Genomic DNA, 25,852 nt, shown 5'->3' on the forward strand with positions numbered 1-25,852 from the left:
TGCATTGCTTGTTTTTTGATTTTATGCAACTGTACCTCTAGGTTAAAAAACTGACCTTTTGTCTACAATGTTTACTATTAAATTCATTGTTAGAGTAGAATATTAGACGTTCTCATATAGTTTTGAGCCAGGGTAGGTAGAATAAATGCGCAGTGAAGAATGCTTTTCTGATACATACTTAGCGCCAGTAAAGCACATTGCATCGGGTGGGATGGGAGATGTGTTTCTTGCCAATGACACTCGCCTAAATAGACAAGTTGCAGTAAAAAGAATTAAGTTAAATCATCAATCAGATGACCTCAAAATCAGAGAGCGAGCGCTTTATGAAGCGCGCTTAATGGCCAAAGCTAATCACCCAAATGTCGTTCAATTGTACGATATTCTTGAAGTTGGCTCAGATTTATTACTTGTTCTGGAGTATGTTCCTGGTCAAACATTAGCTAAGTATATGAAGCAAAAGCTACTCACTGTTGCTGATAAGTTCTCGTTGTTGGAAAAGGTAGCCAATGGTCTTTGCTATATTCATCAGCTAGGGCTTATTCACTGTGATATTAAAGCGAGCAATATCCTTATTTCCAACACCTCAGAGGTGAAACTGTCTGACTTTGGCATTGCAAACTCGATACAGAGCAACAAATCAGATCAGCCCTTAGGTGCGAGTTTCGGCAGTATAAGTACGATGTCACCAGAGCAACTTGAAGGAAAGCTCGTTGAACAGTCAACGGATGTATTTTCTTTTGGTGTGCTTTGTTTTGAGTTTCTCTTTGGATGCCATCCTTTTGGTGTTACGAAAGGCACTGAACTGGCTGAGTGCATTAAACACGATGCTTTTATCGAGCCCAGCAGTTTAACGCCTGATATCCCAGTTGAATTTATTCAATTACTTCGCAATATGTTGTCTAAATCGCCTGAGTCACGCCCATCAGCGAGAGAAGTGCTCTTGGTGCTTGGTAGAACATTGGCGTTACTCGAAGTAACCGGTGCGGACGATACGGCGTTATTGTCAGCTACACAGGAGCTGAGACATGAGCCCAGAACGCTAATACGAGAAAAATATGTTTATAGTGGTTTTGTGTTGAGTGTGTTGTGCTTAATTGTTTATTTAGGGTGGTCTTTTTTACAGCCAAAAAGCGAGCTTCATTATGCCTTGGTGCTTGAGCCGCAAATAACAATTAGCGACCATAGTGAGAGAGTTGGCGCTAATTTGTTGCACGCTACAATTGATAGTGCAATTCGACAAGTCATTATAACTGCGACTAATGCGGAGTTGATTAATCACAGAGAATATAGTGATATCAAAGATGTAGCTGATTTAGCAAAGGCAACCGGCGCAACAGCGGTTTTTCTTCCTGAAGTTAGGTGTGAACATGCTCAGTGTAATGTTCGCCTTTCCTTACTCAGTGGAGATAGCCAATTAGTTTTGGGAGAGCTGAATACACAAACGAGTAAAGATAATTACTTTGCTATTCACTCAATCTATGAGCGGTTTGCAACTAAATTACTTGGCCAGCCTCAGCAGGATGCAAGGCAAAGCGTTATGTCGACAGAGACGGCCTTCTTTGAGGAATACTTAAGTGTTTATCATGACGTTAATATTAAAGGCGATCTGTCTCATTCCAACTTGTCTCGCGCATTGGAGTTGATTGAACAGGACCCTAATTATTTACCCCTGTATAGCCTTGCAAGAGATTTATTGCTGGAGCGCTATCATATTGATAGGGAACAACAGTACATTGATAGGTTAACAGTGTTACTCGACACAGCACCAGAGCGTTACAAATCATCTAAGCCTTATTTGGTTGATAGTATTGTGCTGGCAATTGAAAGCCAGCAGCAAGCACTTGCTGACGATTTATTTCGTCGCTTGTCTGTCTATGGTGAGACGGCATCGCATTATCAGCTAAAAGGTTATTCTTTCTATAGGCGACATCAAATAGATAAAGCATTAGAGATGTATTTGAAGTCTGTGTTACTCAAACCTGATTTAAACAGTAAATATAATTTGGCCGTCATGTATCTTAATAATGGTCAAGTTATTGAATCTAAATCATTGTTACATGAAGTTGTTCAGACATTCCCTGATTTTACGAGGGCACATCGGGTTATTGCAAATATTAATATGTTTGATGGGCACTGGCAGGCTGCCGCTGCAGGTTACCTAGCAGTGTTAGAAAATAGTCAAAGCTCTGAGGATTATAATAACCTTTCTCTTGCTTATTTGTACTCTGGGCAAATTGAATTGGCATTGTCTGCTGCAAAGGAAGCGACCGTGTTAAGTCCTGAGAACCTAGCGATGAGACTTAACTATGCGGATTTGTTATTGCTGGGTGAGCAAAATGAGCGAGCTGTCGAGCAATACAATCAGGTAGCCAATGGTGTGCGTGAAGATATGTCTGTCAATGAGTTAATTGCAGCAGGGCAGGCCATGGCTCATCTAGAACGTTACAGCGATGCTCTACATTATTTATACAAGGTAATAAAGCTAACCACAGACAAAATAGAATATGCTTATGGAGCAACGGTGATTTTTACACTCACAGGTGATCATCACTCTGCGCTGCTCCACTATAACGAGACGATTAACGGTGGCTATTCATCTAATTGGTTTAACTTGCCTTGGTTTAAGCCACTATGTAAATACCCGCAGTTTAAATCATCACATGAGGGATTGTGCTTATCTGGGCGGAATTGGGCGACCAATGATAAGTACCGGGTCAATGATTAAGTTTGCAGTGTCTGTTGCCAAATTTGAGTTAAGCTGAGTGCTTGATACCCTGTCAGCTAACACGATATCGAATTTTAGCTCTGTTTTGATATCTAATGTGAGGTCTTTTGGTACTATTACGGCTAGTTTAAGTACACTTTTGCTGTACCCACTTGCGCTGTTGTTTAGAATACTTGTACTGAAACTTTCTACATGATCTAGCTGTTTAATATTGGCTGCACTAATGATGTAATTTTTTGCTGTATCATCATCTAATTTATATAAAAAGTTCACTGCAATCCCATATTGGTACTGATCTTCATTTAGTACTACTTCAAACGGGTTATTGGCGTAGTTGATTGCTTCTTTTTGTGATGTCGAAGGGTCGAACGTGATCACTGCTTGATCTGCACTTTTATGTGGATTGAATTGCGCGCTGAAGTCAAAAATAGAACCCGAATGCGGGATTTCATCACTATTTTGCAGCTCTAGGTTGAGCTCGTTTATCACATCGTTCATTGTAATGTCCTTTCATATTTATTTAAGTCGAGCCTATGCAAGTATTTACTTGCCCTTTGGGCAACTATGAGAATAGAAGAATATTCTATTACATGCTATTACACGGCCGCGCTTGCCTTAGTGCTCATGCAAACCATGCATTCGAATTGCCCATCAACACAGTGTGTATCAAGGAATTAAGGGCAAAGCAGTACGGGAAATCTTAAGGTGAGTAATTTAGAGTAATTTACTTGGTGACATTGCTGTTCCTTACTTTCTGACCAATACTTATACGTGACGAACTAATACACCTTCACTTAAATAACCATGAAGGTATATAACTGAACAGATAGAACAGGCAAGCGATGCAAGAAGAACTATTAAATTCGGTTATAAAAATAACGAAAACACGTGACATCGATTCATTGGAATATAGCTTGTTGTCGACAATACAGGAGTTTATAAATTGTCAGCGTATTTCAGTGTTCAAAACGATTCAGGGGCATGGGCCATGTACCGTGGAGCGTAGCCTTGCGCTCATGGTGCATGATGTCGGCGAGTATGAGTGGTTAGACAGAGTGATTTTAGACAACCCTCACGCAGAGCTGAGTTCTTGTTTGCAGTCTGCATGTAGTATCACCATGCAAGACGCTGCGGGTGCAGAGCGGCGTTGGTTACCCATCGTCATTCATGATAAGCCTGTTGGCGCAATAGAAGTGCAATGTCAGGGGTTGGATAGTGCACAGCAAGTAATGCTGAATGCGTTTATTCGTATCTATGAAAACTACCTGACAATATTGCGTGAGAATGAACGAGATAAGCTCACTGGGCTTTTAAATCGCCAAACCTTTGATAAAAAGCTCAAGCAACTGCTCGAAAAACAAATGTTAGAGCAAAACCGCGCTATTCGAGATGGCTCTGACTTGCGGACTCTACATCAAGGCGCAACGTCTTGGCTCGCGATGTTAGACATTGACCACTTTAAAAGTGTTAACGATACATACGGCCATGTTTGTGGCGACGAGGTACTGTTGATATTAGCGCAGCGTATGCAGGATTTCTTTCGAAGCACAGATTTGTTGTTTCGATTTGGCGGCGAAGAGTTTGTCATTGTATTTGAACCCGCAGACTATGAATCGATTAAGCAACGTATGAACTCGTTTTTAGAGCTTGTGAGACAAACATCTTTTCCTTTTATCAAAAAGTTAACTGTGAGCGTTGGTCTTGCGCGGATCAGCCCTTATGACTTTCCCATTAATGTGTTAGAAAACGCGGATAAAGCCCTGTATTTTGCCAAAGAGCATGGGCGAGATCAGGTCGGATTTTATGAGGATTTGATTTCTCGCAAGCAAATAAAGGATCACATAGAAAGCAGTGATATAGACTTGTTTTAGCAATTGGTTAGCTACTTAAGAGTACTGAAACTAAGCCTTCTAAACGAGTCTGTGCACTTTTTTCTGTCATACCCTGTGTATTTCTCTTAAACTGTTCAATCTAATTGATTTTCAGCTAATTTCACATGTTGCATATAATTCAATCTAATCGAATGGAAGCATTGCAAGCGCAATTTAATACGGTAATGCAAACAGCCCCCTTAAGTGACCCATTTGTACAAGAAACCGTTCTTGTTCAGTCGCCAGGTATGTCACAGTGGTTGAAAAATGGGCTCAGTAAACACATTGGTGTTGCCGCTCAGGTCGACTTCCCGTTGCCGCTGAGCTTTATTTGGCGTTTGTATCAACAGTTTTTGCCAGATGTCCCAGCAGAGTCTCCTTATAATAAAGGCAATATAGCTTGGAAGTTATACAGTTTACTGCCATCCAAGCTGGATCATGCTTTGTATATGCCATTGGCAAATTACTTACATGCTGATAATCCTGAAGCGGCTGAGTTGGGGGAGATAGATGGCTTAAAGCTATTTACCTTGTGCGAGAAAATTGCGGATGTGTACGATCAATATTTGATGTACCGACCAGATTGGTTAGCCTACTGGGAGTCTGGCACCGATGCGCTACCTGATGTTGATGTCACCATTGCGCCTTGGCAGCCTGACTTATGGCGCACTTTGGTCGAGTACACAAATCAATTAGAGCAAAGCCCTTATAACCGTGCCAATATGCATGAACAGTTATTGGCTGCTCTAGAAAATGCTCACAGTCATCAATTACCTGAGCGTATTTCAATTTTTGGCTTATCTGCGATGCCCACAAGTCAACTAGAAGTGTTTCAAGCGCTGGCCAGTAAAACTGAAGTGTTGCTGTTTTTTTTCAATCCAAGTGAGCATTATTGGGGAGACTTGGTAGATGAAAAAACACAGGCAAAAATCCAAGCTAAATATGCAAAGCGCCCAGAAATTGAGGCAAGTCTTGATGAGGAAAACGATTACTTTAATGTTGGGAATCCATTGCTGTCCTCCTGGGGCAAACTGGGCAGAGATTATCTAGAGCAGTTATTGCAATTAGATGCTCGTTGGTTGGATGGCTTTGTGGAAGACTTTAATGACTCTTTGTTGTCAAAAATTCAAAGTGAGATATACCAGCTGGCATTTAAAGGCGAATCTCTACAAGCTGATCCTAATTGGTTTGTGAGCGAAGAAGGGAAACTTCAGGTTCAACAAGGTGACGACAGTATTTTCTTACAAGATTGCCATACGGCTTTGAGAGAAGTTGAGTGTTTGCATGATCATCTACTTAATTTATTTAATCGACATCCAGATTTAACACCTAAAGATATTATTGTCATGATGCCTGATGTAGGTGCGTATAGCCCTTATATTGAAGCGGTATTTGGCAGTGCACAAGGCAAGCGGTATATGCCATATGCCCTCGCAGATATGGCTATTGAGCAAGAAAAGCCTGTTTTATCATCGTTTGTGATTTTGGTTAACTTACCCTTTAGTCGCTTTGGCGTAACAGATATTTTAGATTTATTAGCTGTTGAATCTATATCTAGTCGCTTTGAATTAGAAGCGACGGAATTTGAGCAGATAAAATATTGGCTAGACCAAGTTGTTATTAAGTGGGGTCTAGATGCACAGAACAAATCTGAACATGGGTTACCAGAAATCTCTCTTAACACCTGGCTACATGGTTTAAATCGATTATTGCTTGGCGTTGCTTCAGAAAATGAAGAAGGGGCGTTTAACGGCATATACCCTGCAGACTTGGTTGAAGGCATGGCGATCCATATTTTAAGTAAATTAATTGCTTTTATTGAGGCGCTTACTGATGCTAAGGCACAACTACTGCAAACCACAAACCTAAGCGAAAAAGCCACGTTGTTACGTGCACTTTTAGCTCGCTTCTATCACCAAGATGCGGACCAAAGCTGGGATTTAATGCAACTAAATAAAGTGATCGAAGGCATTGAAAAGCACTATGAAAGCGGAGATATGCGCGAGCCTATAGATCCTGGGGTGCTGGCATATCTGGTTAAACAGGGTATACAAGAAAAAGGCGTGGGACAGCGTTTTTTATCTGGAGCCGTGAATTTTTGTACCCTGATGCCGATGCGTGCGGTGCCTTTTAAAGTGGTGTGTTTGCTTGGCATGAATGATGCCGATTATCCTCGTCAGGTTCAGCCGATTGGCTTTGATTTAGTGCCTGCCTCATCAAGAAGAAAAGGTGACCGATCTCGAAAATTAGATGATAGATATCTATTTCTAGAGGCGTTACTTAGTGCTAGAAGCCACTTCTATGTCAGTTACATTGGCCGTTCATGTTTTAATAACGAAGTACAAGTGCCATCCGTGTTAGTGAGCGAGTTGTTTGAATATATTGATCGCAGTTTTTATTTTTCAGGCTGCGATACGCAGGTTAGTACGCAGCTTAAAAGTCAGGCCCCACTGCAACCATTTAACGCACAACACTATCAGCAAGGCCCTATACAAAGTTATAACCCCAATTGGTTATTTAACGGATCAGAACAGCCATTAGTTCAGCCTGCGCCTTTATCCGTTGAATTGCCAGGTGAGCTAGAATTAACGCAGTTTTTACGCGCGTGTACGGCGCCGCAAAGCTACTTTTATCAAAATTGTTTAGGGGTGAAAATTAATCCTGCACTTGAGTATCAGGATGATACAGAACCATTTTCTTTAGATCCTCTGACACGTTATCAATATTTACTAGAAATACTGGATACCCGTGTAAATGATACCACTCTCAGCACAGAGCAAATGTTGCAAAGGGGTCATTTGCCGCAAGCGTATGTCGGAGAGATACAGTTAGAATTATTAGAGCAACGCGTGTTACCTATGGTGGGTGTGTTGAAGCCCAAGCTTATTAACGCACAGTCACCGCGTGAGGTCAGTATAGAGCTTAATGGGATGAAGATAGTGGGTTGGCTTGATAAAATCTTTGTAAATGAGCAGATCTTTTACCGCCCCGCGAGCATTAAGGCCAAAGATAAAATTCGGGCGTTCATTTATCACCTATTGGCCAATATTACTGTCTCAGCGACCAGCACATCAATTATTGGACTAGATGAGCAGGTGACGTTTGATGCGCTTGAGAAATCAGATGCAATGCAGTTATTGCAAGGCTGGGTCGATTTCTATCAGCAATTGATCTCACAGCCTGTGGCATTTTTCCCAGCCTCAAGTTATGCATTTGCGAGCACGGATGACATTGGTAAAGCGAATTTAAAGTTTGCTGGTGGCCAGTATATTGGCATTGGCGAGTCTGAAGATCCTTATGTGGCACTCAATTTCAAAAATTTAGAGTCCTGCATGGAAGAGTTTATGTCGCTCAGCAAATCATTACTAGGGCCAATCATTGCGTTAGAAAAGGAGCAGTCTCATGGAGATGCTTAATCCAATCACCATGCCACTGTATGGCCATAATTTGATTGAGGCGAGTGCTGGGACGGGTAAAACATACACTATTACGGCACTTTATCTTAGATACTTATTGGGCTTGGTAGAGCATCAAGAATCGACATGCTTAAGTGTTGAGCAGATCCTAGTGGTGACATTCACTGAAGCTGCTACGCAAGAGATAAAAGACCGCGTGAGAGCTAGGATAATAGATGCTCGAGATGTTTTACTCGGTGCTGAGTGTGCAGATCCGCTTATTCCAATGTTATTGGCGCAAGTTAAGGATAAGAAAGCGGCGTTTAAATTGCTAGATGCGGCAGCAAAGTCCATGGATGAAGCCGCTATTTTCACTATTCATGGATTTTGCCAGAGGATGCTTAAACAGCACGCCTTTGAGTCAAAGTTGAGTTTTAATCTGGAGTTTATTCTTGATGAAACTGAGCTTTTAAAAATGGCGGTAGAGGACCACTGGCGCAAATTTTTATACACATTGGACAAAGATCAAACCGCATTGGTGTTGGAGCATTTTGCACATCCACAAAGCTTGATGAAGAAGCTGATACCACTGCTGAGTAAATCGGGTGCAAAACTGACACCTGAGGTGAAATTAGACGATGTTTTAGCTGCAAGAACGCAATATCAGGCGAGGGCTGCCGAGTTTAAACAGGCGCTCCGAGAAAGTGAGTTTATCACTTGCCTAAACGAGTCAGCACTGGCAAAAAATAAGGCGCCTGGGCGTGCTGCTAATATTAATGCTCTGGGTGATTATGCTGCTTCAGACGCTTGGTATTTTGAGTTCGGTACAAGCAAGCACTCCTTTAATTTGTGGGGGAGCGCACAACTTGGGGATGCTAAAAATTACAAAAAAAATGCCCAGTTGATAACCCATCACATGATTTCGCAATTTGACGAAATGGCGAAATTACACCATCAAGTTAAAAACTTACTACCAATAGCACTGCTTCAAGACGCTTTGAAGCAAGTAAAAGCGCTGTTAGTACAGCATAAGCAAATACAGAGCACGATTTCTCCAGACGACCTATTGAGTAATTTATACGAAGCGTTGCAAGGAGATGCTGGCGAGGTTTTAGCTAATAAAATCGTACAGCAATTTCCCGTAGCATTAATTGATGAGTTTCAGGATACCGATCCTATTCAATACGGTATTTTCAGCACCGTATACGCGGGCGGCGCTAGCTGCGCTTTGACTATGATTGGCGACCCAAAACAGGCTATTTATGGGTTTCGCGGCGCGGATATTTTCACCTACATCGCCGCCAAACAGGCTGTGGATGAAACCAGACACTTTACTTTGGCTAAAAACTATCGCTCGGCTAAATCTGTGGTGGATAGCGTCAACGCGATTTTTACCCAGCACGAACGCAGCTTTATCTTTAATGAGGATATTCCATTTTACGCAGTTGACGCGCAGGGTAAGTCTGAGCAGCAGTCGTTTAGTTGTGATACAGAACAGGTTTTAAACTTTTGCGTATTTGATAGTGGAGATGGCGTTACCAGTAAAGCACAGGCGCATCAGGCATTGGCGCAAGCTTTTTCAGCTAAGATTGCAACCTTGCTCTCTCAAGCACAGTTAGGCCAAGTAAGTATAGGGGGAGAAGCGATAAAAGCGGCTGATATCTGTGTTTTGGTCCGAGACAGAAACGAAGCCTCCGTGATGAAGCAAGCACTGCATGCGTGTGGTGTGAGTGCCGTGTATTTAGCCAGAGATAGCGTATATGGGCAACCCGTTGCCAGTGCGTTAAATCAATTGTTACATGTGCTTCATGGCGCTTATGATGAGGCGGCGCTGCGTGGCGTGTTAGTCAGTCCTTTATTTGCGTTAAATTATGAGCAAGTCTACGGCCTCTCTCAGAATGAGCTGCAATGGCAGAGCTATTTAGACTTTTTTGCTGAACTGAAGCGAGTTTGGTATCAAAGTGGTGCCATGGCCATGTTAGAGAAGCTGATGGTGCATAACCAGCTTGCCAGTGTTTGGCGGGCAAATGGCTATGAAGTCGAGCGCTGGTTGACCGATTATCGTCATCTCGCCGAATTATTGCAACACAAACAAATTGAGTTAGAAGGGACGCAACGTGTCTTGAGGTGGTTGAGCATTCAATGCAGCGAAGCAACGTTAGATGGTGCTCAGTTACGTTTAGAAAGTGATGCTAATTTGGTTAAAATTGTTACTATGCATGCGTCAAAAGGGTTGGAGTACCCAATTGTATATATGCCATTTGCACTGGGTTATCGTGATCCGAGTGAAATTATCTATCATCAAGATAAACACTTAATCATTGACCTTGATGCAGATGATTATGGCGTACAAGCGGCCTCAAAAGAGCGTTTAGCGGAAGACATTAGATTATTATATGTGGCGCTGACACGTGCGGTGCACTATTGCGAGCTGGGCTTGTTTAACATTGCATTGGGCCGCAGTAAAAAGCTGGGTATTGGTCAAACAGCACTGGGCTTTGCGTTGTTTGGTGATACCGAGTTTAAAGAAGCGCAGCAGTGGCATCAAGCACTTGAACAGCTATGTCAGCAGCATTCTGGTATGTCCATGGAGATATTTGATACGCCTCCAACTGCCTACTTTGGTGAACCGCAAGCTCAAGTCTCTGTTTCGTTGGCGGTAAAAGAGCAAAACGCCGCAATAGAAACCGATTGGCGGACAACCAGCTTCAGCCAATTAAGTTATCATGCGCATCATGATGATAGACCAGCAGGGGCCTTAGATGAGCATCATGAATTAGATCTGCCCCGTATGACACAAACCCCAACTAAAACGCCATATAGCTTTGTAAAAGGTGCAAAAGCGGGGAGCTGTTTGCATGAAATCTATGAACAGATTGATTTTACCTCACCTCATACGCCAGTGGCTGGTGATAAGTTACCAGTGAGCGAGGTGGTTGAAGCCTGCTTAGATAAATATCAGATTGATGAGCAGTGGCGAGACTGCGTGACTGAGTGGGTAGTGCAAAGCTTGGCGTGTCCACTTAATGGGGCTGGCGACTTGTCGTTGAGTCGTTTGGCACCTGAAAATTGCTTGGTAGAAATGGAGTTTCACCTGCCATTAAGTGCGCTTAAAGCGAGTCAACTAAATAAGGTATTAACGGATATAACGGGTCAGCCAAGCTTTTTACAATTTGACCAAGTGCAGGGCATGTTAAAAGGGTTTATCGATCTTATTTTTCGCTGGCAAGGTAAATACTACGTGTTAGATTATAAATCCAATTACTTAGGTGATGAGTTGGGTGATTATAGTGATGATAACTTAATGTCTGCGATGTCATCTCATCAATATCACCTACAGTATCTTATCTATAGTGTTGCTTTGCATCGGCTATTGAAATATCGACTCGCTGACTACACGATTGAGACGCACTTGGGTGGTGTGTATTACTTATTTTTACGGGCGTTACCGCAGGGTGGCGGTGTATTCTTCAAAGCTCTCACGGAGCAAGAGTTACTTACCCTCGATGCGCTTTTTGAGTCGGAGGCATCATAATGTCGCAATTTTCTTTAGATTTTACGCAAGATAGTTTTGATGACGCCTTATTTATTGAGGCATTGATTGAGCAACGAAAAGTACGAAGTGTTGATATTGCTCTCTCAAAACTGCTCTGTGACTCTCAATTTTGTGATGTATTTTATCTTATATTGTTAGTGCTTAAAGCTGAGCAAAATCAACATAGCTGTTTATTGTTGGATACTATTGACTGGTTTAATCCGTTTGAACTAAATATCGAGCAATTGGCTCATCCCATAGAGCTGACGCCATTTGTGGATAAAGACAAGGCATTGCAAGCGCTTTCTTGCCACCAAGCAGTTGGGCATGATAAGCCCATTGTACTATTTAAAAATCAGCTGTATTTAGCACGTTTAGCCAATTATGAAGCATTTTTGGCTGAGCGCTTCATAAGCATGTCTCAGCGTGAGATCAATTTGGACCTAGGTCAGTTGCAAGCATTGTTGAATGTCTATTTCCCAGTGCAAGGTGACAATGTCATTGATTGGCAAAAAGTCGCGTGTGCCATAGCGGCTGCAAGTGCATTTTGTGTTATCACAGGCGGGCCAGGTACGGGTAAAACAACGACGGTTACAAAATTACTCGCTATTTTACAGTCTCTTTATGTCAAAGCACCGCTCAATATTAAGCTGGTGGCACCAACGGGCAAAGCAGCTGCGAGACTCAGTGAGTCAATCATCGGTGCAAAGGGTCGGTTAGCGTTAGCGCCGGAGCTTGCCGATCTGATCCCCGAGGACGCACAAACAATACATAGATTATTGGGTGTTATTCCACATAGTAATAAGTATAAACACCATGATAAAAACCCGCTTCACGTTGATTTATTAATCGTTGATGAGGCCTCAATGGTAGACTTGTCACTTATGAGCAAGTTGGTGGCCGCGTTGCCTGAAGGCGCACGGCTATATTTATTGGGAGATAAAGATCAGCTCGCGTCCGTTGATACTGGCTGCATTCTTAATGATTTATGTGCTGATTTAAAATTGGGGCAACATCCCAAGTATTCTTCGCAGCGGGCTCAATTGCTCAATGATGTATGCTTTGGTGGTGTTAAAAAGCTATCAGGGACTGCAAGTCAATTTCAGTTGCAAGATATGATGGCGTTTTTGCAACAAAGCCATCGCTTTAAAAGTGACAGTGGTATCGGCCAATTAGCCTCAGCGGTTAACAATAATGATCCAAATCATTTGGACTGGGTAATACATCAAGGGTTCTCTGAATTAAGTCTCTACGGGCTATCAAATGCATCATATGTCAACATGATAGAGCGCGCTGCCATCGCTTATAGCGAGTATTTAAGAGCGATTCAAGCAGGAGAAAGTGTACCGCAAATACATAAACTATTTTCTGACTATCAATTACTTGCCGCTGTTCGTGAAGGCCCGTACGGCGTGAATGAGTTAAACAAACGTATCGAGCATAAACTTGCTCAGCAAAATTTGATTAGGCCGTACACACGATATTACGTAGGTATGCCGTTAATGATCACGCAAAACGACTATCAGCTGAAACTTTTTAATGGTGATATTGGGATAGTGTTACCTGATGAGAATGGTCAACTATTCGCTACCTTCATTGATGAGCAAGGGCACTTAAGGTCTATCAATCCTGCACGCTTACCAAGTTACGAGCTGGTGTATGTGATGACAATTCACAAATCTCAAGGGTCTGAATTCGCTCATACAGCAATGATATTGCCTCCGATACAAAGAGCAAGGCAAGGAGTTAATAGGCAATTGGTGTATACCGGCATTACCCGAGCTAAAAACCATTTAGAGCTAGTATGTCAGCCTCAAGTGCTGAGGCTAGCAATGGAAAAAACCGTTGGACGAAGTTCGGGATTGCGCGAAAGGTTGCTGAAAAATTAAAAAAATGTTTTTTATTTGTTTCTTTTGAATGTTGAGCTATGGTTATTTGCAAAGCAGAAAGAGATGATAAACCTGCTTTTATTGCCCAGTGAATGTGCCGCCAAAGTCGTAGGCGGCCTTTTTTTATGTGTGGAAAATATATCCAAGTTAAACGTTGTTTACTTTGTGAGTGGTGTTTTATTGACATTTTTTCCTGTAAGGCGTTAGAGTGAAAATTAAAGTATTTACTCTTGATGAGTACAGAGATGAAAAATTTAGAAAGTCACCTGGTTCAGTATGCACTTTATCACAGAGATAATCGCAATATACGCACACATTTGTTTGGCGTTCCCTTGATCGTCCTGTCCGTTATCCTAATGACCTATGTTCCCTTATTTGACTTAAATACAGTATCGATCACTGTGTCAGGTCTGTTGATTGGCCTAGTATCGGTTTATTATCTGTATTTGTCACTCAAGCTTGGTGTGCTTATGGTGATATTTTTAAGTTTGGGCTATGTGCTCGCGATGTTTATCTATACACAGTTTTTAAACTTTGATATTGCAACAGGGGTATTCTATTTGAGTGGCGCAGCAGTTTTTGTTTTAGGTTGGGTCATTCAGTTCATAGGTCATTACTATGAAGGGAAAAAGCCAGCGTTTGTAGATGATTTAGTAGGACTTTTAATTGGACCACTTTTTGTACTTGTGGAAGTATTATTCATGTTTGGGTTAATGAAAAAACTCGAAGAGCGCATCGTAGCGCAAGCTGGGCCCTATCGAAATTGAAAGTTGGGGCCCATTGTAGATAGGGTTTATATGCTACAAGCTAATGCGAGTCTCAAGTTGAGCGCCTTTTAAAATGGTGACATCTTGACAATTCATGCGTAGCTGCCCGTTATTGGTTTCAATGATATAACCAGCTTCAGGTGCTCGGTCAGGTGCTGCTTCACTTAATTGTTTGCGTGCACGATGCACCATGATGTTCATATGATTCATTTGTACACCAAGTTGTTTAGCGAGATCTTCTCTGTAAACCCAACCCTGAGATTCAGTATCTACACCTGCTTGTTTGTCTTCAATACGCGTTCTAGCAAGCAGTAACAGGAGATAGTGATGGCTTCTACTACCCAAGTTATATTCCTCGCCTTCAACGTGTAAAGAAAGCTCTGTTTTTTCTTCATCTAGACTAACAGCAAAGCTTAAAGCCAGTGGTTTCACCGCTGGTTGTTGCTCTAGGTGTTTTGTCATGGTTGAAATGCCAGCACAATAGAACAGCCATTGCTCGCCAAATAGGCTGGTAATGCCGCCATCGATTAAGGCTTGTCTGTCTGAGGTCGTAAGATCTTCAAGGAACCAATAATTGAGCAAGGCGTCATAGTAAACAATATGAGTCGGTTCTTCTTCGTTAGGAAGCAGCATTTGGTTTTCGACTTCAATGACGTTATTACGGTTATTTTGCGACACAAAATACTGGCAATTGGCATTTAGACTACCTACGACAAATGAATTTTGTCCCGGTGCTGCAAAATCGATTTTATCATTTTCAGAGAGTTGGTAAGGGAGGTTTTTATCAATTTTTCGATCATTTATCCATATACCATTTGTACTTACATCGCGAATTAACCAATTGTCATTGGTGTATTCTATGATGGCATGATGTCTCGAAATACCGGGCTTATCTAAAAATGTGTCTACATTAAATTTGTATCGTCCAAAAGTGTGATAACTCTTTAAATATATTTTTTCGAGTTTGAGTTCATCGATTAAGTAAGCCATAGAGTTTCCTAGATTTCCGTATATGTGCTAAGGGCCAGCAGTACGTTTTATTTGCAGAAATTCTACCTGATATGAGGAGTAAATCGCCACTAAAAAGTATCTCAATCGAAGATAAATCCTAAGTAACGCAATACTGGTTATATCATATATCGCATTGTTTAACCGTATTTACTGATATTTCATTCCACGAGATAGTGTCATAAAAGTGGGCCAACCTAGGTGGGCACCAATAAAGGGAAAACTGCAAGTTTGACTGTATATAAAGCCCAAATTGATCTTTTCGTTAGTTCACTAACCTATAAAATACATTGTACGAAGAATAACTTATTTTATCTATTACAGCCGATTACAGCACTTTTCTATGATTCAAATCGTACCCCTAATCAACCTTGCGATCCCCTGAACAATGAACCATCCTTTTTTAATAAAGGTAGTTGATGAGTCCACAAGAGGTGGTATATGAGTGAGTTTAGATTATTAAACACGACTAAGTTGAAAGGGATTTATCAGTTTTGCGAGCACTATGAAGGGAATCCATTATCGATATTTAGCCCGGCAGAGCAGGTAGTAACCGACTTTTCAAGGCGCCAGCCACAAATGATATTAAAAGATGTCGATATTGATCACGCACTATTTATGATGGTGAACGGTCATGTGCGATGTAAGCTAGTTATTGATCATGATGACACATTTGTAGGCGTTGTTAACTCGAAAGATTTGACGGGTAGGAAAGTACTCACTACTGCACAAAAGCGCAGCGTTTCTCGCTCAGATCTTACCGTAGAAGATGTGATGACCAAAAAAAGTGAATTGCATGCAATGTTTTACGACTGTGTTAAAGATGCGCGCATTGGCGATATTTTAGAAACGCTGAAAGAGTTGGGGCATCAGCATGTGCTACTTATGGATAACAACCAAGTGTTGCGTGGTATGATTTCAGCATCTGATATTGCAAGAGCATTGCATATTCCGGTGAACATTTTGCAAAAAGCCCACTCATTCAAAGAGATTTTCGAAATCATTTATGAACATGGTGAAGTAACGGCTTAGTTTAAAGCCGCTACTTATCGAATAGGGTTAAAGGGTTTTTAGGTATTGTATTACGCCGAGTATGGCAGCAACTTGGCCGTCAATGCATTCTTGTTCTGAGGTGCTTTTACTGTCAGGGTAAACTTCAGTGGTCGTCACATACTGAGCTTGTGTGAAGCCCATACATAAGCCCAGTTTAGTCGCATCGTAGTTAATGACACCAAACTGTTCTATATCTACACCGATCAACTGTGAGTTGTCGTCGGCATCGGCTATGTGCGTGACTTTTTGTACCTGTTCGATCACACATTTTTGAAATGCTGGCTCAGGCTTTTGAGTATGTCCTACGAGATAAAAGCCATCTGGTATATTCCAATTGAGGTTTACTTTGCCATCTCGTGCTGCCAATGCTGGGCGAAATTCACTGTTGTCAGTATCCGTTGTTTCATGAAGGTCAATATGTGCAATGATATTGGCTTGTAGCTGTTTAATAAAGTGCATTGCTAAGTGAGACTCCAATGCAGGGCTGTTATCGTAAAAAGACCGATTAGGGTCTACCGCATCTGGGTTCCATCTATTAATCGTTTCAAAGCCCCATGGACTGATACAAGGCAAAATTACAAAGTTAAAACTATCTGTAAACTGTCGCATTTGGTGCCGCGCAAACGCCAAAGCCCCCATGACGCCACTTGTCTCATAACCATGCACCCCACCTGTAACAAGGATTGTCGGCAGTGATGTGTCAACATCTTTATTCTTTATTGCAAGTAAAGGGTATATTCCATCTAGATAGTCTAATGACCCATACTGTTCAATTTCGCAAAAAGTATCGAGTGCTTTTACTTCTTTTAATACAAGCTCTTTGTATGAGCGTTTAATTGTTTGAGACTGATACCAAAGTTGCTTTTCAGTTGTTGTCCAAGGAATTCCGGTTTTGCCTATATGATATTGCTTTGACATGATTTGACTCTGTTTTGACCTGTTCGCAGCATGCTATGCAGTTTATCTTTAGATGGCAAACTTTTAAGCTAAGTAGCCAAGCTGAACCAGGGATTTCTTTTGTGCTTTGGTTATTTTGAATGCTAATAAAGTAATCGTCTTCTCATGGGTGTGAACTTGGATCACTTTTAACCCTAAGCAATTACGAGTCGTTAACTTTTTGATTTCTTCAGATGGAACAAATTTTCTTCTCGCAAAAAGATTCAAGTATGAGATTCCTTGATTGCAAATAGTCACTTTCTTCTGTCCTGATAAGGTGAGCATCAGATGCACAAGTGCCATAAAAATTGCTGAAATGGCGATAAAGAACTGTAAAGTAGCCAAGTGAGATAATTGCATATCCATAAATAATTTTGCAGCACTTAGCAGTACTAATGAAGCTAGCATTACGATTAAGTAGAATACAGTATTAACTTGTAGCCTAAGTTCTTTCATTTTAAATTCCTATTTCCTATTGGTGTTTTTTTCAAGTTTGGGAAAGATATTGGAACAAAATGGAGTAAATATGAATCCGGCCATTAATAGTTAAAAATACGATTTTTCTAGGGTATTTCCCTCCATTTATCAACCAAAATGTTTAGAAAGCCGCATTTTTTATATGATTTTTCGATGAACTTGTTGGCTCTGAGTTGTTTTATTCCCAATTGTAGGGAGTCGAAAATAGCTTGACTGTTTTGATACTTTTTGCTTATTACGAAGTGGCGGCTATCTTGTAGTGCAACTTTAACGCCTTGAACTGCTTCGACTTTATAGCCTTTTCCTGTGTACCTAAAAGGGGCTTGATTGTTGAATGGTATAAGCATAATATCCACCCATTCATTACTCACCAAGCGCGCCATCATTGTCCAGTCTGATTCATTAAATAGCCGTTTCGGATTGAGTTTTTTGATGGTAGACCAGTCGACTGACCAGGCTTTATTACTCACTACCGTTATATTAGAAAAGTCCTGCTTTATTTCTAATGCTAGCGTTTTAGCCCTGCTCTCAGCAGTATAAATGCCTGCAAAGTACTCACCTTTGCGAATAATAGGCGAAGAGATTAATACGCTATCACCCAAAGCTTTTGCTTGAGATAGCCATATTGTATCTACGCTAATCATCGACATCCCAGATTGCAATAAGATTTCTTCTCGCTCTTCGTGATCTATCATAAAAAAATCTAAAGTCACGTCTGCTTTGCCAACTTGTAGTGCTTTTTGAATAATAATTAGATCTACAACATCCCTTTGGCAGAGAGGGTGATCAAAGATGTCTGGAGAGATACTATCAAGGTCTTGTGCATTTAAAATAGTTTGAGCGTAGCCGTAAATGTCCCTATTCACTGGAACAGAGATAGTGTTACTTACCTTAGAAAAACTGCAATGACTAATACTAAGTAATGCGATAATGCCGAGCTTTTTAAACATTTCGGACCATTTTATTTACCCAGTTCTAAGGCTAGTGCATGGATCACAACTTGTATATTTTTTAAGTGACATTGTCATTGGAGTTTTATATGTTCGTACTATCGCCATTAAGGGCATGCCGTCAATTGAAGGAGTCAAAAATGAAGTTTGAACAATTGCTATCTCATCTTGACAGTGGGGTGTGTGTTGAACAGCTGCAAAAAGAGTCGCTACTTGATATTGCATTAATGTCACAATGCATATGTGGAGAAATTAAGCCGAGTGAGCTGAGTCATGTTTTGCAATGGGCAAATTCTTTACATTGGAGTGGTTCAATCTCTTTAAACGAGTATGTGGATGAGTCAATAAGTAAGTGTCTGCTGGCATTGAAAAGTGGTAGATTGCAAGGCTTTATAGACCATAGAATGCAGCAAATTGAAGACGCCCCCCTTCAAGAAACAGCACAGTTTTTGGTGAATAAGATTAATATGGCCAATAAAGTAAAGCGCGAGGCAAATGCGTAGCAGCTTGCCTCAAATTAACGACTTTTGGTTCTAAGAGTAACGTTGTTGTAAATGTTCCTTAAAGATCTGAGCGTTAAGCGAAGATCCCGTCGCTTTAACCACTAGCTCATTTGTTGGTAACAAGCTCGCTTTTTGCCAAATATGCGTGTTTAGCCAATCATAAATAGGTTTGAAATCTAGATTATTGATCTGTGTTGCAATATCGATAGATTGGCTCATAGCATGTTTAAATTGTGCAGCATACATAGCGCCTAGCGTGTAACTTGGAAAGTATCCGAAACTTCCATCTGTCCAGTGTATGTCTTGCATACACCCATTTTTGTAATTGTCTTTTGTTGAAAGCCCTAACAGTGTGGACATTTTTTTATCCCAAAGCTCAGGAATGTCCTGACAATTAATCTTGCCGTTAATGAGATCTCTTTCTATTTCATAGCGTAAGATAATGTGTGCTGGGTAGGTGACTTCATCAGCATCAACACGAATCAAACTAGGGGTAACGCGCTGCAGGTCCAGCTGTAATTTTTGAGTCGTATTTATTGATGCATAGTTGGGGAAGTGGCGTGCCGCAAGTTCACTGATTAGCGCGATAAACTCAGGGCTTCTCGCGATTTGCATTTCATAAAATAAGGACTGCGACTCGTGAATGGCCATAGAGCGGGCTTTACCTGCAGGTAACTTATTCAGAGGTGTTGGCAAGTTTTGCTCATAACATGCGTGTCCTGTTTCGTGGATCACGCCCATCATTGCGTTGATAAATTCATCTTCATCATACCGTGTTGTTATTCTGGTATCTTGACTTGTTCCGCCACAAAATGGGTGAACGCTGGTGTCCAATCTACCGTGGTCAAAATCAAATCCGAGTATTGTCATGAGCTCATGCGCTAGCAGTTCTTGCTGTTTTACTGGGTAGGACGCATGTGTTGCTGGTGGCGGTATTTGTTTGGTTTCTTGGATAAGCTGTGGTAGCCAGCTAGTTATGTCTTTGAACAGTTGATCAAGTTCTTCGCTGCTCATACCTGGTTCATAAATATCCAACATTGCATCATAAGGCGTCAGGTTATTCGCACTTGCTCTGATCTGCGCTTCTTCTTGGCTAAGCTGTACGACTGGCTTAAAGTTTTTAACAAAGCCTTGCCAGTTATTCTCTGTTCTTTGTGTTCGCCACTGGTGTTCACACTTGGCTCCCGCTAAGCTTTTTGCTTTGACTAAATCAGCCGGCAGTACCGTACGCATTTGCCAAGCTCTGCGCATCTCTCTCACACTGGCTTGTTGAGATTCGTTTAACTCCTCGTCTTTAACTGCGTCGAAAAGATCGGCAAGTTGCGGTGCTGTATGAAGTGAGTGAAGGTGAACAGCTAGCTCTGCCATGGCTTCAGCTCGGCTATCAGCCCCGCCCGACGGCATCATTGCAGCCTGATCCCAACTACAAATTGCACTCAGGTGCTCAAAGTTATCAATAGAGTGGTAGTGTCCGATGAGCTTGTTGTAGTTTTTTGTTGTCATTATTTTATTTCCTCAGCCACTTCTGCAACTTTTTGTCTCAACCACACATGGCTGGCATCACGGTGAAGTAGAGGGCTCCAAATCATATCTAGTTCAAAGGGAGGAATAGGAAACGGGGGCTCCAAAATGGCTAACGAGTTATCATCTCTGTATATGTTGGCAGCCTTTGATGGCAGTGTCGCAATTAAATTCTGTTCTTTGGCAAGATGAATAGCAACATGATAGTTACGTGTGAAGGTGGCAATGTTTCGGTGTTTACCAAAGTTTGCTAGTGCTTCATCCACCCAACCTAGCTTTTGGATATCTTCTGGGTTCATGCCGACACCTACACCAAAACCGGTTTTACTCACCCAAATATGACGTGCATTTAAATAGGCGTCTAGCGTGAAGTCTTCCTTAATCGGGTTATCGGATTTAACTAGGCAACTAAAGCTATCTTTCCAAATTTGCTTGTGATGGAATGACTGAGGCAGGTTCTCAAATCGATTGATTGCCATATCCACTTTACCATTTTCAACATCATGAAAAGTAACATCGCTGGGAGTTAGTATATCTAGCGTAGTATCTGGTGCTTCATTATGTAGTTTGGCCAATAGCTTGGGAGCGAGTGTGCTAGCAGCATAATCACTTGCCATAATACGAAAAACGCGTTTACTATGGCTTGCTTCAAATTCTCTATTTGGGGCGAGCGTTTCCTCTAGAGTCATTAAGATCCCGCGTATGACAGGTTGCAACTCTAACGCTCGCTCGGTGGGTACCATGCCTTCACTGGTGCGCACGAGTATGGGATCATTAAATAAGTTTCTCAGTCTCTTTAGACCATTACTCATCGCAGGTTGGGTGATACTTAGCTGGTTAGCTGCACGTGTTACATTACACTCTCTGAGCAGAGTGTCTAAGTATACCAGTAAGTTGAGGTCAATTTTGCTAATGTTCACAATGTTCCTTTCTTGTTATTGTGATGTCCAAACCGCTGACTTTGCGGGTATGGATAAACATGTTTGGTGATATGTTGTCTTATATCCCGTTGAACTTTTTGCCAATACATTGGAGTCATGAGTTCTGGGTGGTGGCGCTCAAAAGCTGCCTTGAGTTTAGGGTTTGTCAGTACAAATGTACACATTTGCTCGGGAAATACATCATTGGGTGCAACCGATGGCGTCGCTTGTCCTGAATATAAATCGTCAAGAGATACCTTTGGCAGTGCTTTAAATGACATTTGTGTGAGGTATTGTACCTCGTCATAGTCATAAAAGATCACGCGATTGTGTCGACTTACACCAAAGTTTTTTAAGAGCATGTCACCTGGAAAAATATTAACTTGTAACATCTCTTTGATGGCATTGCCGTAATCTTCGATAACATGCTCTATTTGCTCATCTGTTGCATCTTGTATAAAGAGGTTTAGAGGTGTGATACGTCTTTCAATATACAAGTGTTTAATGGTGATGAACTTGTCATCTTCTATGATATTTTGTGCTATTTTTTCCTTTATCACAGCGAGTAAGTCTGGCTCGATACGATTTTTGGGAATGACTACATTAGAATATTCTAACGTGTCAGCCATTCGACCGACTCTGTCATGGTTTTTGACCAGCTGGTATCGTGCCAAAACTGTTTCTTTACCAAATGGCTTACTCGGCGCAAATTTATCTTTTATGACTTTAAACACGTATGGGAAAGTCGGTAAGGTAAACACTAGCATGACCATACCGGGTGTGCCGGGTGCGATAGTAAAACACTCACTGTACTGTTTTTGATGGAGCAAGAATTCACGGTAAAATTCAGTTTTTCCGTGTTTGTGAAAACCAATTGAATTGTATAGCTCCGCAACAGTTTTACTGGGCATTAATTGATTTAAAAATCCCACCATTGCTGATGGTGCGTGTGTTTCGACTAAAAAATAAGCGCGAGCAAAGCCGAATATTAAGCTCATTTGAGATGCTTGTGTAATTAATGCATCTATTTTTAATTTACCGCTCGGATGGTGTAATAGTGCGATGATAAACGGCTGCACACCAGAACAAGAAATGACTCTTCCGACTATGTATGCGCTTTTATTGCGATAAAATGGTGCCTTTAAAATATCAAAGCGCATTCTAAAGTGTTGGTGGTGTGTGTTGGGCGCTTGTTTTAAAAATGCTCTTTGTAAAAGTCGGATATCTTGCTCAAGGTTATGAAAGTCATCAAAAAAGCCAGTATCTTTAATAATTTGCTCAATTGTTTTGCGCAGACCTTCGATAACGGGAAAGTAGCTTCGATACTCTGCTTCAATGGGGAGTAATGGCATGCCTTTTTTTGAGCTATCAACAAATATATAGTCATTGTTGAAGTAGCTATGGTGGAATAGGTGACAAAACACCGAGTTGTAAAATGTTTCTGCAAGCTCTGCTTGAGGATGAAAAGCCAATAACTCAATGTAGGCTTCTTTTACTTGGAGCCATAAGTCACTACTAATTTGCTTGGTTGGGAATTGTAGTTTTAGTATTTCGACGGTTTCTTGTATGCGCTCATCGTAATGACTGATCCGCGCTTTACTGATCCGCTCTATATTGGCCCATTGCTGTGATATGAATGCATCCGGTGCCTGTGCAGTGATGCTTTGAAAAAGAGCATAGTGCTTTTTAAAGCCAGAAATAATTAAAAACGCAATATCTTGAGGGCCCATAAAAGCTTCCTTTTTCGAATAAATTAACCCTGATCAAACTTAAAAATAGGGATTATTATCCAAGGGGTTTCAAGCCATAAATAAAAGAGCATATAGCTTAATTTGCTTATACTCTAGCTTGAATTGGTCAATTTTTGCAAATATGCACAATAACTGTCATGACAAGTTCACGGTACATAGTATTTTATGAAGGGACTTCTAAATTCAGGGAAATAAACTAACTATAGGCCATTTTATTATTCTAGCCGCTTCAGCTTTTTCTCAATCTGTGCAATTTCTTTATTCAGGACTTTTACTCTTTGCAAGTAATCTTTATTTATTGTTTTTAATTGCTTTTTCACATCTTTCACTGTGGCTTTTCTTTTGTCATCATCCATCAAACGGGTCACACGACGCTGCTGCTTTCTGGCTGCTTCATCACGTTTTCGGCCAAGTATTGCAGCATGCTGTTTTTTTGCTCGCAGTGCATTTTTTAGGTTAAGAATAATTTGTTTGCGCTCTATCTCATTCAATGTTTTAAAATGTTGCTCAGAGGGTATGGTAGCTTGTGGATCTGAGTGAGTCAGGGTGTACTGCTGTGCGTTGTTTGAACAAGGGTGTTGGCTAAAGATGGTGCTCTTGTCAGTGACGCATTTATAGTAAGAAACCGTCGTTTTTGCAAGGCTGATATTGGTATAAAATAAAAAGCATAATAGTAAAGTAAATTTCATAGCTGACGTTTCCCTGTAGTCGCGCATCACTTAACTATAGACAAAAAATAAAAGGTTACGTTGAAATGAGAGCACAAATTGCAGTTAAAGCACCCAATTATTGATTGGGTGCTTTTGCAGTGAATCTTTTGAGTAACTTTATGCTCTGAACGAGAAAGGGAATATCCATTTTTTGCTCAATAGGAAAGCCTTCCTTTGCAGATATTTGCTTATGCCTTCCATCATGATTAACCAATATAATGCGGTCTTTTTTATAGGTTATCAGAACACCTTGTGAATAGTTCACACCTTGATTTAATTCACTACTACCAGATACGTTACCTATCATGGTTTGAGACGCGAGTTGGCCACAACTAAAATGCTTGTCCAGTAACGTGTACATAATGTCGGTACCCTGCATTAATCCGTTATGATCTGAGAAGTAGGGCAAGTTAGTGTGCATCGTTGTTTGCGTTACGATTTCACTACCCATAGGGTATTCGATAACGATGTATGCACTAACATCTGAAAGGTTAGGCAGCTTTGAGGCAAAGTGAAATCTGACTTTACTGTCTTGTTCCGGTTCATTGAAGTAACCGAAAACATTGTCACTGGAAACAGATAATATGTTTTTTGAGTTCCAGGTTGGGGATAATTTTTGCTCGGTGATGGTATTGCGATAGTAAGCTGGCAGGCCATATATTAGATTAAAATAGTGGTCTTGTGGATCAGTGGGCACTAATACATGAGAGTAACTAAATAAGTCTTCATTGGATAATTGGCTTGCCGCATTGGATATAGAATCCAAGACAAAAATATCTACAGCAGGTGCGTCAAACGCACAGTATTGCAGATTATTTGGCACCTGAAAATGAGACGTGGCGTTTTCTAACCTTACAGTTCTGGCTTGTTCGTACTCATTTAAATCAAGTAGCTCGTGTCTAGCTAATAATGTTTTCGCTGTAGTGGGGTAGGAAAGTGGCAAAACATTATCTTGTTTGGTGACATCAAAATAATTATTTGCATCAGCCCACACATGCATTAAGTGACTAGTGGCAAAACAAGTAACTAAAAAAGCAGTTGCGTATTTAGGAAATTTGTAAGATTTAAGTTTGTCTAAATGTCGCCATGCATGATTTCCAACAACAAGCTCAAACCCTAATATGGCTATAAACACTAGGAAGATGAAAACGACAGTTAGTATGGACATGCTATTAAGCATGCCGATTAACAGCGATATTATTTCCGACAAAGATTGAAAACTTAAATGGTAACCATGTTGATAATATACAAATGCGTCTAGGCATAAAACAGAAATGCCAAATGTTGCAATGAGCGCAGCCATGCCCCTTATATGTCGAGGATAAGGGAAGATTAAGCTCAGTGGAAACACGGTTAGCACGAAGGCACAAAAAGTAATAAAGCTGGTGTGGCTTAACCAGGTGACAATCATGTATACCCAGCCAACCGCACTGCTTGGTGCTGCATCTGCTGCTAGATAGGCCAGTGCAATAACAAGCACCAAGCCTATGTTAGCAAAAGTAAACCAGTGTCCCCAACTTAGCAGTTGACTCGCTTTTGAAGAAAAAGGACTGTGTGGTGTTAAATTCATTCCGTTACTTTACCGATTGAGTAAGCGCCTTTGCAAAATTTTCTGCGACTTCTTCTCTTTTACTCTCTGGCACATGCTCTTTTAGGATGTGCGTGATAGAATTTCCTAAACACATTAAACTCAAGTCGACAGGTGCTTTGTGCTCTTGTAGCACAGTGATTAAACTATCAACAATTTGTTCTACTTGTTCATTGGAATATTTAGACTGAATTGGCATCGGTTGGTTCAAATTAATAGAGTTACAATTCTTCATATTCTAACACCAGAGGCG

The 25,852-nt window shown here is 41.0% G+C and carries 19 protein-coding genes; 8 read left to right on the forward strand and 11 right to left on the reverse strand.

The window, feature by feature from the left end:
- Nucleotides 1-145 precede the first annotated feature (145 nt).
- Nucleotides 146-2,725 carry a protein kinase domain-containing protein gene (locus AC2CZC_RS12595; protein WP_484582024.1) on the forward strand — a complete coding sequence of 860 codons (2,580 nt, stop codon included), beginning with the start codon at nt 146-148 and terminating at the stop codon, nt 2,723-2,725.
- Here AC2CZC_RS12595 and AC2CZC_RS12600 read toward each other — a convergent pair.
- Entirely contained in the window at nt 2,675-3,223 is a 549-nt protein-coding gene (locus AC2CZC_RS12600; RefSeq protein ID WP_484582025.1) for a hypothetical protein, read from the reverse strand. The two genes, AC2CZC_RS12595 and AC2CZC_RS12600, sit on opposite strands and share 51 nt — an antisense overlap.
- Nucleotides 3,224-3,567: 344 nt before the next feature.
- Between AC2CZC_RS12600 and AC2CZC_RS12605 the strand changes: the two genes are divergently transcribed.
- The 5 genes from AC2CZC_RS12605 to AC2CZC_RS12625 all read left to right on the forward strand — a co-directional run bounded on the left by AC2CZC_RS12605 (nt 3,568) and on the right by AC2CZC_RS12625 (nt 14,182).
- Nucleotides 3,568-4,596, forward strand: coding sequence for a GGDEF domain-containing protein (locus AC2CZC_RS12605; RefSeq protein ID WP_237139572.1), 1,029 nt, complete (start codon nt 3,568-3,570; stop codon nt 4,594-4,596).
- 125 nt (nt 4,597-4,721) lie between these two features.
- Nucleotides 4,722-8,012, forward strand: a complete 3,291-nt coding sequence (gene recC, locus AC2CZC_RS12610) for an exodeoxyribonuclease V subunit gamma (protein WP_484582026.1) — start codon at nt 4,722-4,724, stop codon at nt 8,010-8,012.
- Entirely contained in the window at nt 7,999-11,526 is a 3,528-nt protein-coding gene (gene recB / locus AC2CZC_RS12615) for an exodeoxyribonuclease V subunit beta (protein ID WP_484582027.1), read from the forward strand. The genes recC and recB overlap by 14 nt, the downstream gene beginning before the upstream one ends.
- Nucleotides 11,526-13,415, forward strand: a complete 1,890-nt coding sequence (gene recD / locus AC2CZC_RS12620; protein ID WP_484582028.1) for an exodeoxyribonuclease V subunit alpha — start codon at nt 11,526-11,528, stop codon at nt 13,413-13,415. Before recB ends, recD begins: the two co-directional genes overlap by 1 nt.
- A gap of 245 nt (nt 13,416-13,660) precedes the next feature.
- Nucleotides 13,661-14,182 (forward strand): Mpo1 family 2-hydroxy fatty acid dioxygenase, encoded by a 522-nt coding sequence (locus AC2CZC_RS12625; protein ID WP_484582029.1) that lies wholly within the window; start codon nt 13,661-13,663, stop codon nt 14,180-14,182.
- Nucleotides 14,183-14,215: 33 nt separating this feature from the next.
- On the opposite strand, the gene AC2CZC_RS12630 is transcribed toward AC2CZC_RS12625, so the two are convergent.
- A complete protein-coding gene (locus AC2CZC_RS12630) occupies nt 14,216-15,172 on the reverse strand; it encodes an FHA domain-containing protein (RefSeq protein ID WP_063363897.1) in 957 nt (318 codons plus the stop codon).
- 459 nt (nt 15,173-15,631) lie between these two features.
- Here AC2CZC_RS12630 and AC2CZC_RS12635 point away from each other — a divergent pair, with 459 nt between their 5' ends.
- Nucleotides 15,632-16,222: a CBS domain-containing protein gene (locus tag AC2CZC_RS12635; protein WP_063363898.1), complete on the forward strand. Its 591-nt coding sequence runs from the start codon at nt 15,632-15,634 to the stop codon at nt 16,220-16,222.
- Between the two features lie 27 nt (nt 16,223-16,249).
- On the opposite strand, the gene AC2CZC_RS12640 is transcribed toward AC2CZC_RS12635, so the two are convergent.
- The 3 genes from AC2CZC_RS12640 to AC2CZC_RS12650 form a co-directional block, all read right to left on the reverse strand.
- Nucleotides 16,250-17,161: a M14 family metallopeptidase gene (locus AC2CZC_RS12640; RefSeq protein WP_484582030.1), complete on the reverse strand. Its 912-nt coding sequence runs from the start codon at nt 17,159-17,161 to the stop codon at nt 16,250-16,252.
- A 63-nt stretch (nt 17,162-17,224) separates the two neighbouring features.
- Complete coding sequence (locus tag AC2CZC_RS12645) at nt 17,225-17,635, reverse strand: hypothetical protein (protein WP_484582031.1); 411 nt, start codon at nt 17,633-17,635, stop codon at nt 17,225-17,227.
- A 107-nt stretch (nt 17,636-17,742) separates the two neighbouring features.
- Entirely contained in the window at nt 17,743-18,606 is an 864-nt protein-coding gene (locus tag AC2CZC_RS12650; protein ID WP_484582032.1) for a hypothetical protein, read from the reverse strand.
- A 140-nt stretch (nt 18,607-18,746) separates the two neighbouring features.
- Between AC2CZC_RS12650 and AC2CZC_RS12655 the strand changes: the two genes are divergently transcribed.
- Nucleotides 18,747-19,109, forward strand: a complete 363-nt coding sequence (locus AC2CZC_RS12655) for a hypothetical protein (protein ID WP_484582033.1) — start codon at nt 18,747-18,749, stop codon at nt 19,107-19,109.
- Between the two features lie 30 nt (nt 19,110-19,139).
- On the opposite strand, the gene AC2CZC_RS12660 is transcribed toward AC2CZC_RS12655, so the two are convergent.
- From AC2CZC_RS12660 to AC2CZC_RS12685, 6 genes are all read right to left on the reverse strand, one after another.
- Nucleotides 19,140-20,612 carry a carboxypeptidase M32 gene (locus tag AC2CZC_RS12660; RefSeq protein WP_484582034.1) on the reverse strand — a complete coding sequence of 491 codons (1,473 nt, stop codon included), beginning with the start codon at nt 20,610-20,612 and terminating at the stop codon, nt 19,140-19,142.
- Nucleotides 20,612-21,550 (reverse strand): LysR family transcriptional regulator, encoded by a 939-nt coding sequence (locus tag AC2CZC_RS12665; RefSeq protein WP_484582035.1) that lies wholly within the window; start codon nt 21,548-21,550, stop codon nt 20,612-20,614. Before AC2CZC_RS12665 ends, AC2CZC_RS12660 begins: the two co-directional genes overlap by 1 nt.
- Nucleotides 21,547-23,280 (reverse strand): bifunctional isocitrate dehydrogenase kinase/phosphatase, encoded by a 1,734-nt coding sequence (gene aceK / locus AC2CZC_RS12670; protein WP_484582036.1) that lies wholly within the window; start codon nt 23,278-23,280, stop codon nt 21,547-21,549. Before aceK ends, AC2CZC_RS12665 begins: the two co-directional genes overlap by 4 nt.
- Before the next feature lie 236 nt (nt 23,281-23,516).
- Complete coding sequence (locus AC2CZC_RS12675) at nt 23,517-23,990, reverse strand: DUF4124 domain-containing protein (protein WP_484582037.1); 474 nt, start codon at nt 23,988-23,990, stop codon at nt 23,517-23,519.
- Between the two features lie 97 nt (nt 23,991-24,087).
- Nucleotides 24,088-25,581: a DUF3413 domain-containing protein gene (locus tag AC2CZC_RS12680; protein WP_484582038.1), complete on the reverse strand. Its 1,494-nt coding sequence runs from the start codon at nt 25,579-25,581 to the stop codon at nt 24,088-24,090.
- 4 nt (nt 25,582-25,585) lie between these two features.
- Complete coding sequence (locus AC2CZC_RS12685) at nt 25,586-25,798, reverse strand: YejL family protein (protein WP_063363908.1); 213 nt, start codon at nt 25,796-25,798, stop codon at nt 25,586-25,588.
- Nucleotides 25,799-25,852: the final 54 nt, after the last annotated feature.

It is taken from the genome of Pseudoalteromonas sp. MMG033 (genome assembly GCF_057197785.1).

What these genes read in the sequence shown, in the direction of transcription:
- AC2CZC_RS12595 (WP_484582024.1), top strand. Translation starts at nt 146, where the DNA reads ATGCGCAGTGAAGAATGCTTTTCTGATACATACTTAGCGCCAGTAAAG.
- AC2CZC_RS12600 (WP_484582025.1), bottom strand. Translation starts at nt 3,223, where the DNA reads ATGAACGATGTGATAAACGAGCTCAACCTAGAGCTGCAAAATAGTGAT.
- AC2CZC_RS12605 (WP_237139572.1), top strand. Translation starts at nt 3,568, where the DNA reads ATGCAAGAAGAACTATTAAATTCGGTTATAAAAATAACGAAAACACGT.
- recC (WP_484582026.1), top strand. Translation starts at nt 4,722, where the DNA reads ATGTTGCATATAATTCAATCTAATCGAATGGAAGCATTGCAAGCGCAA.
- recB (WP_484582027.1), top strand. Translation starts at nt 7,999, where the DNA reads ATGGAGATGCTTAATCCAATCACCATGCCACTGTATGGCCATAATTTG.
- recD (WP_484582028.1), top strand. Translation starts at nt 11,526, where the DNA reads ATGTCGCAATTTTCTTTAGATTTTACGCAAGATAGTTTTGATGACGCC.
- AC2CZC_RS12625 (WP_484582029.1), top strand. Translation starts at nt 13,661, where the DNA reads ATGAAAAATTTAGAAAGTCACCTGGTTCAGTATGCACTTTATCACAGA.
- AC2CZC_RS12630 (WP_063363897.1), bottom strand. Translation starts at nt 15,172, where the DNA reads ATGGCTTACTTAATCGATGAACTCAAACTCGAAAAAATATATTTAAAG.
- AC2CZC_RS12635 (WP_063363898.1), top strand. Translation starts at nt 15,632, where the DNA reads ATGAGTGAGTTTAGATTATTAAACACGACTAAGTTGAAAGGGATTTAT.
- AC2CZC_RS12640 (WP_484582030.1), bottom strand. Translation starts at nt 17,161, where the DNA reads ATGTCAAAGCAATATCATATAGGCAAAACCGGAATTCCTTGGACAACA.
- AC2CZC_RS12645 (WP_484582031.1), bottom strand. Translation starts at nt 17,635, where the DNA reads ATGAAAGAACTTAGGCTACAAGTTAATACTGTATTCTACTTAATCGTA.
- AC2CZC_RS12650 (WP_484582032.1), bottom strand. Translation starts at nt 18,606, where the DNA reads ATGTTTAAAAAGCTCGGCATTATCGCATTACTTAGTATTAGTCATTGC.
- AC2CZC_RS12655 (WP_484582033.1), top strand. Translation starts at nt 18,747, where the DNA reads ATGAAGTTTGAACAATTGCTATCTCATCTTGACAGTGGGGTGTGTGTT.
- AC2CZC_RS12660 (WP_484582034.1), bottom strand. Translation starts at nt 20,612, where the DNA reads ATGACAACAAAAAACTACAACAAGCTCATCGGACACTACCACTCTATT.
- aceK (WP_484582036.1), bottom strand. Translation starts at nt 23,280, where the DNA reads ATGGGCCCTCAAGATATTGCGTTTTTAATTATTTCTGGCTTTAAAAAG.
- AC2CZC_RS12675 (WP_484582037.1), bottom strand. Translation starts at nt 23,990, where the DNA reads ATGAAATTTACTTTACTATTATGCTTTTTATTTTATACCAATATCAGC.
- AC2CZC_RS12680 (WP_484582038.1), bottom strand. Translation starts at nt 25,581, where the DNA reads ATGAATTTAACACCACACAGTCCTTTTTCTTCAAAAGCGAGTCAACTG.
- AC2CZC_RS12685 (WP_063363908.1), bottom strand. Translation starts at nt 25,798, where the DNA reads ATGCCAATTCAGTCTAAATATTCCAATGAACAAGTAGAACAAATTGTT.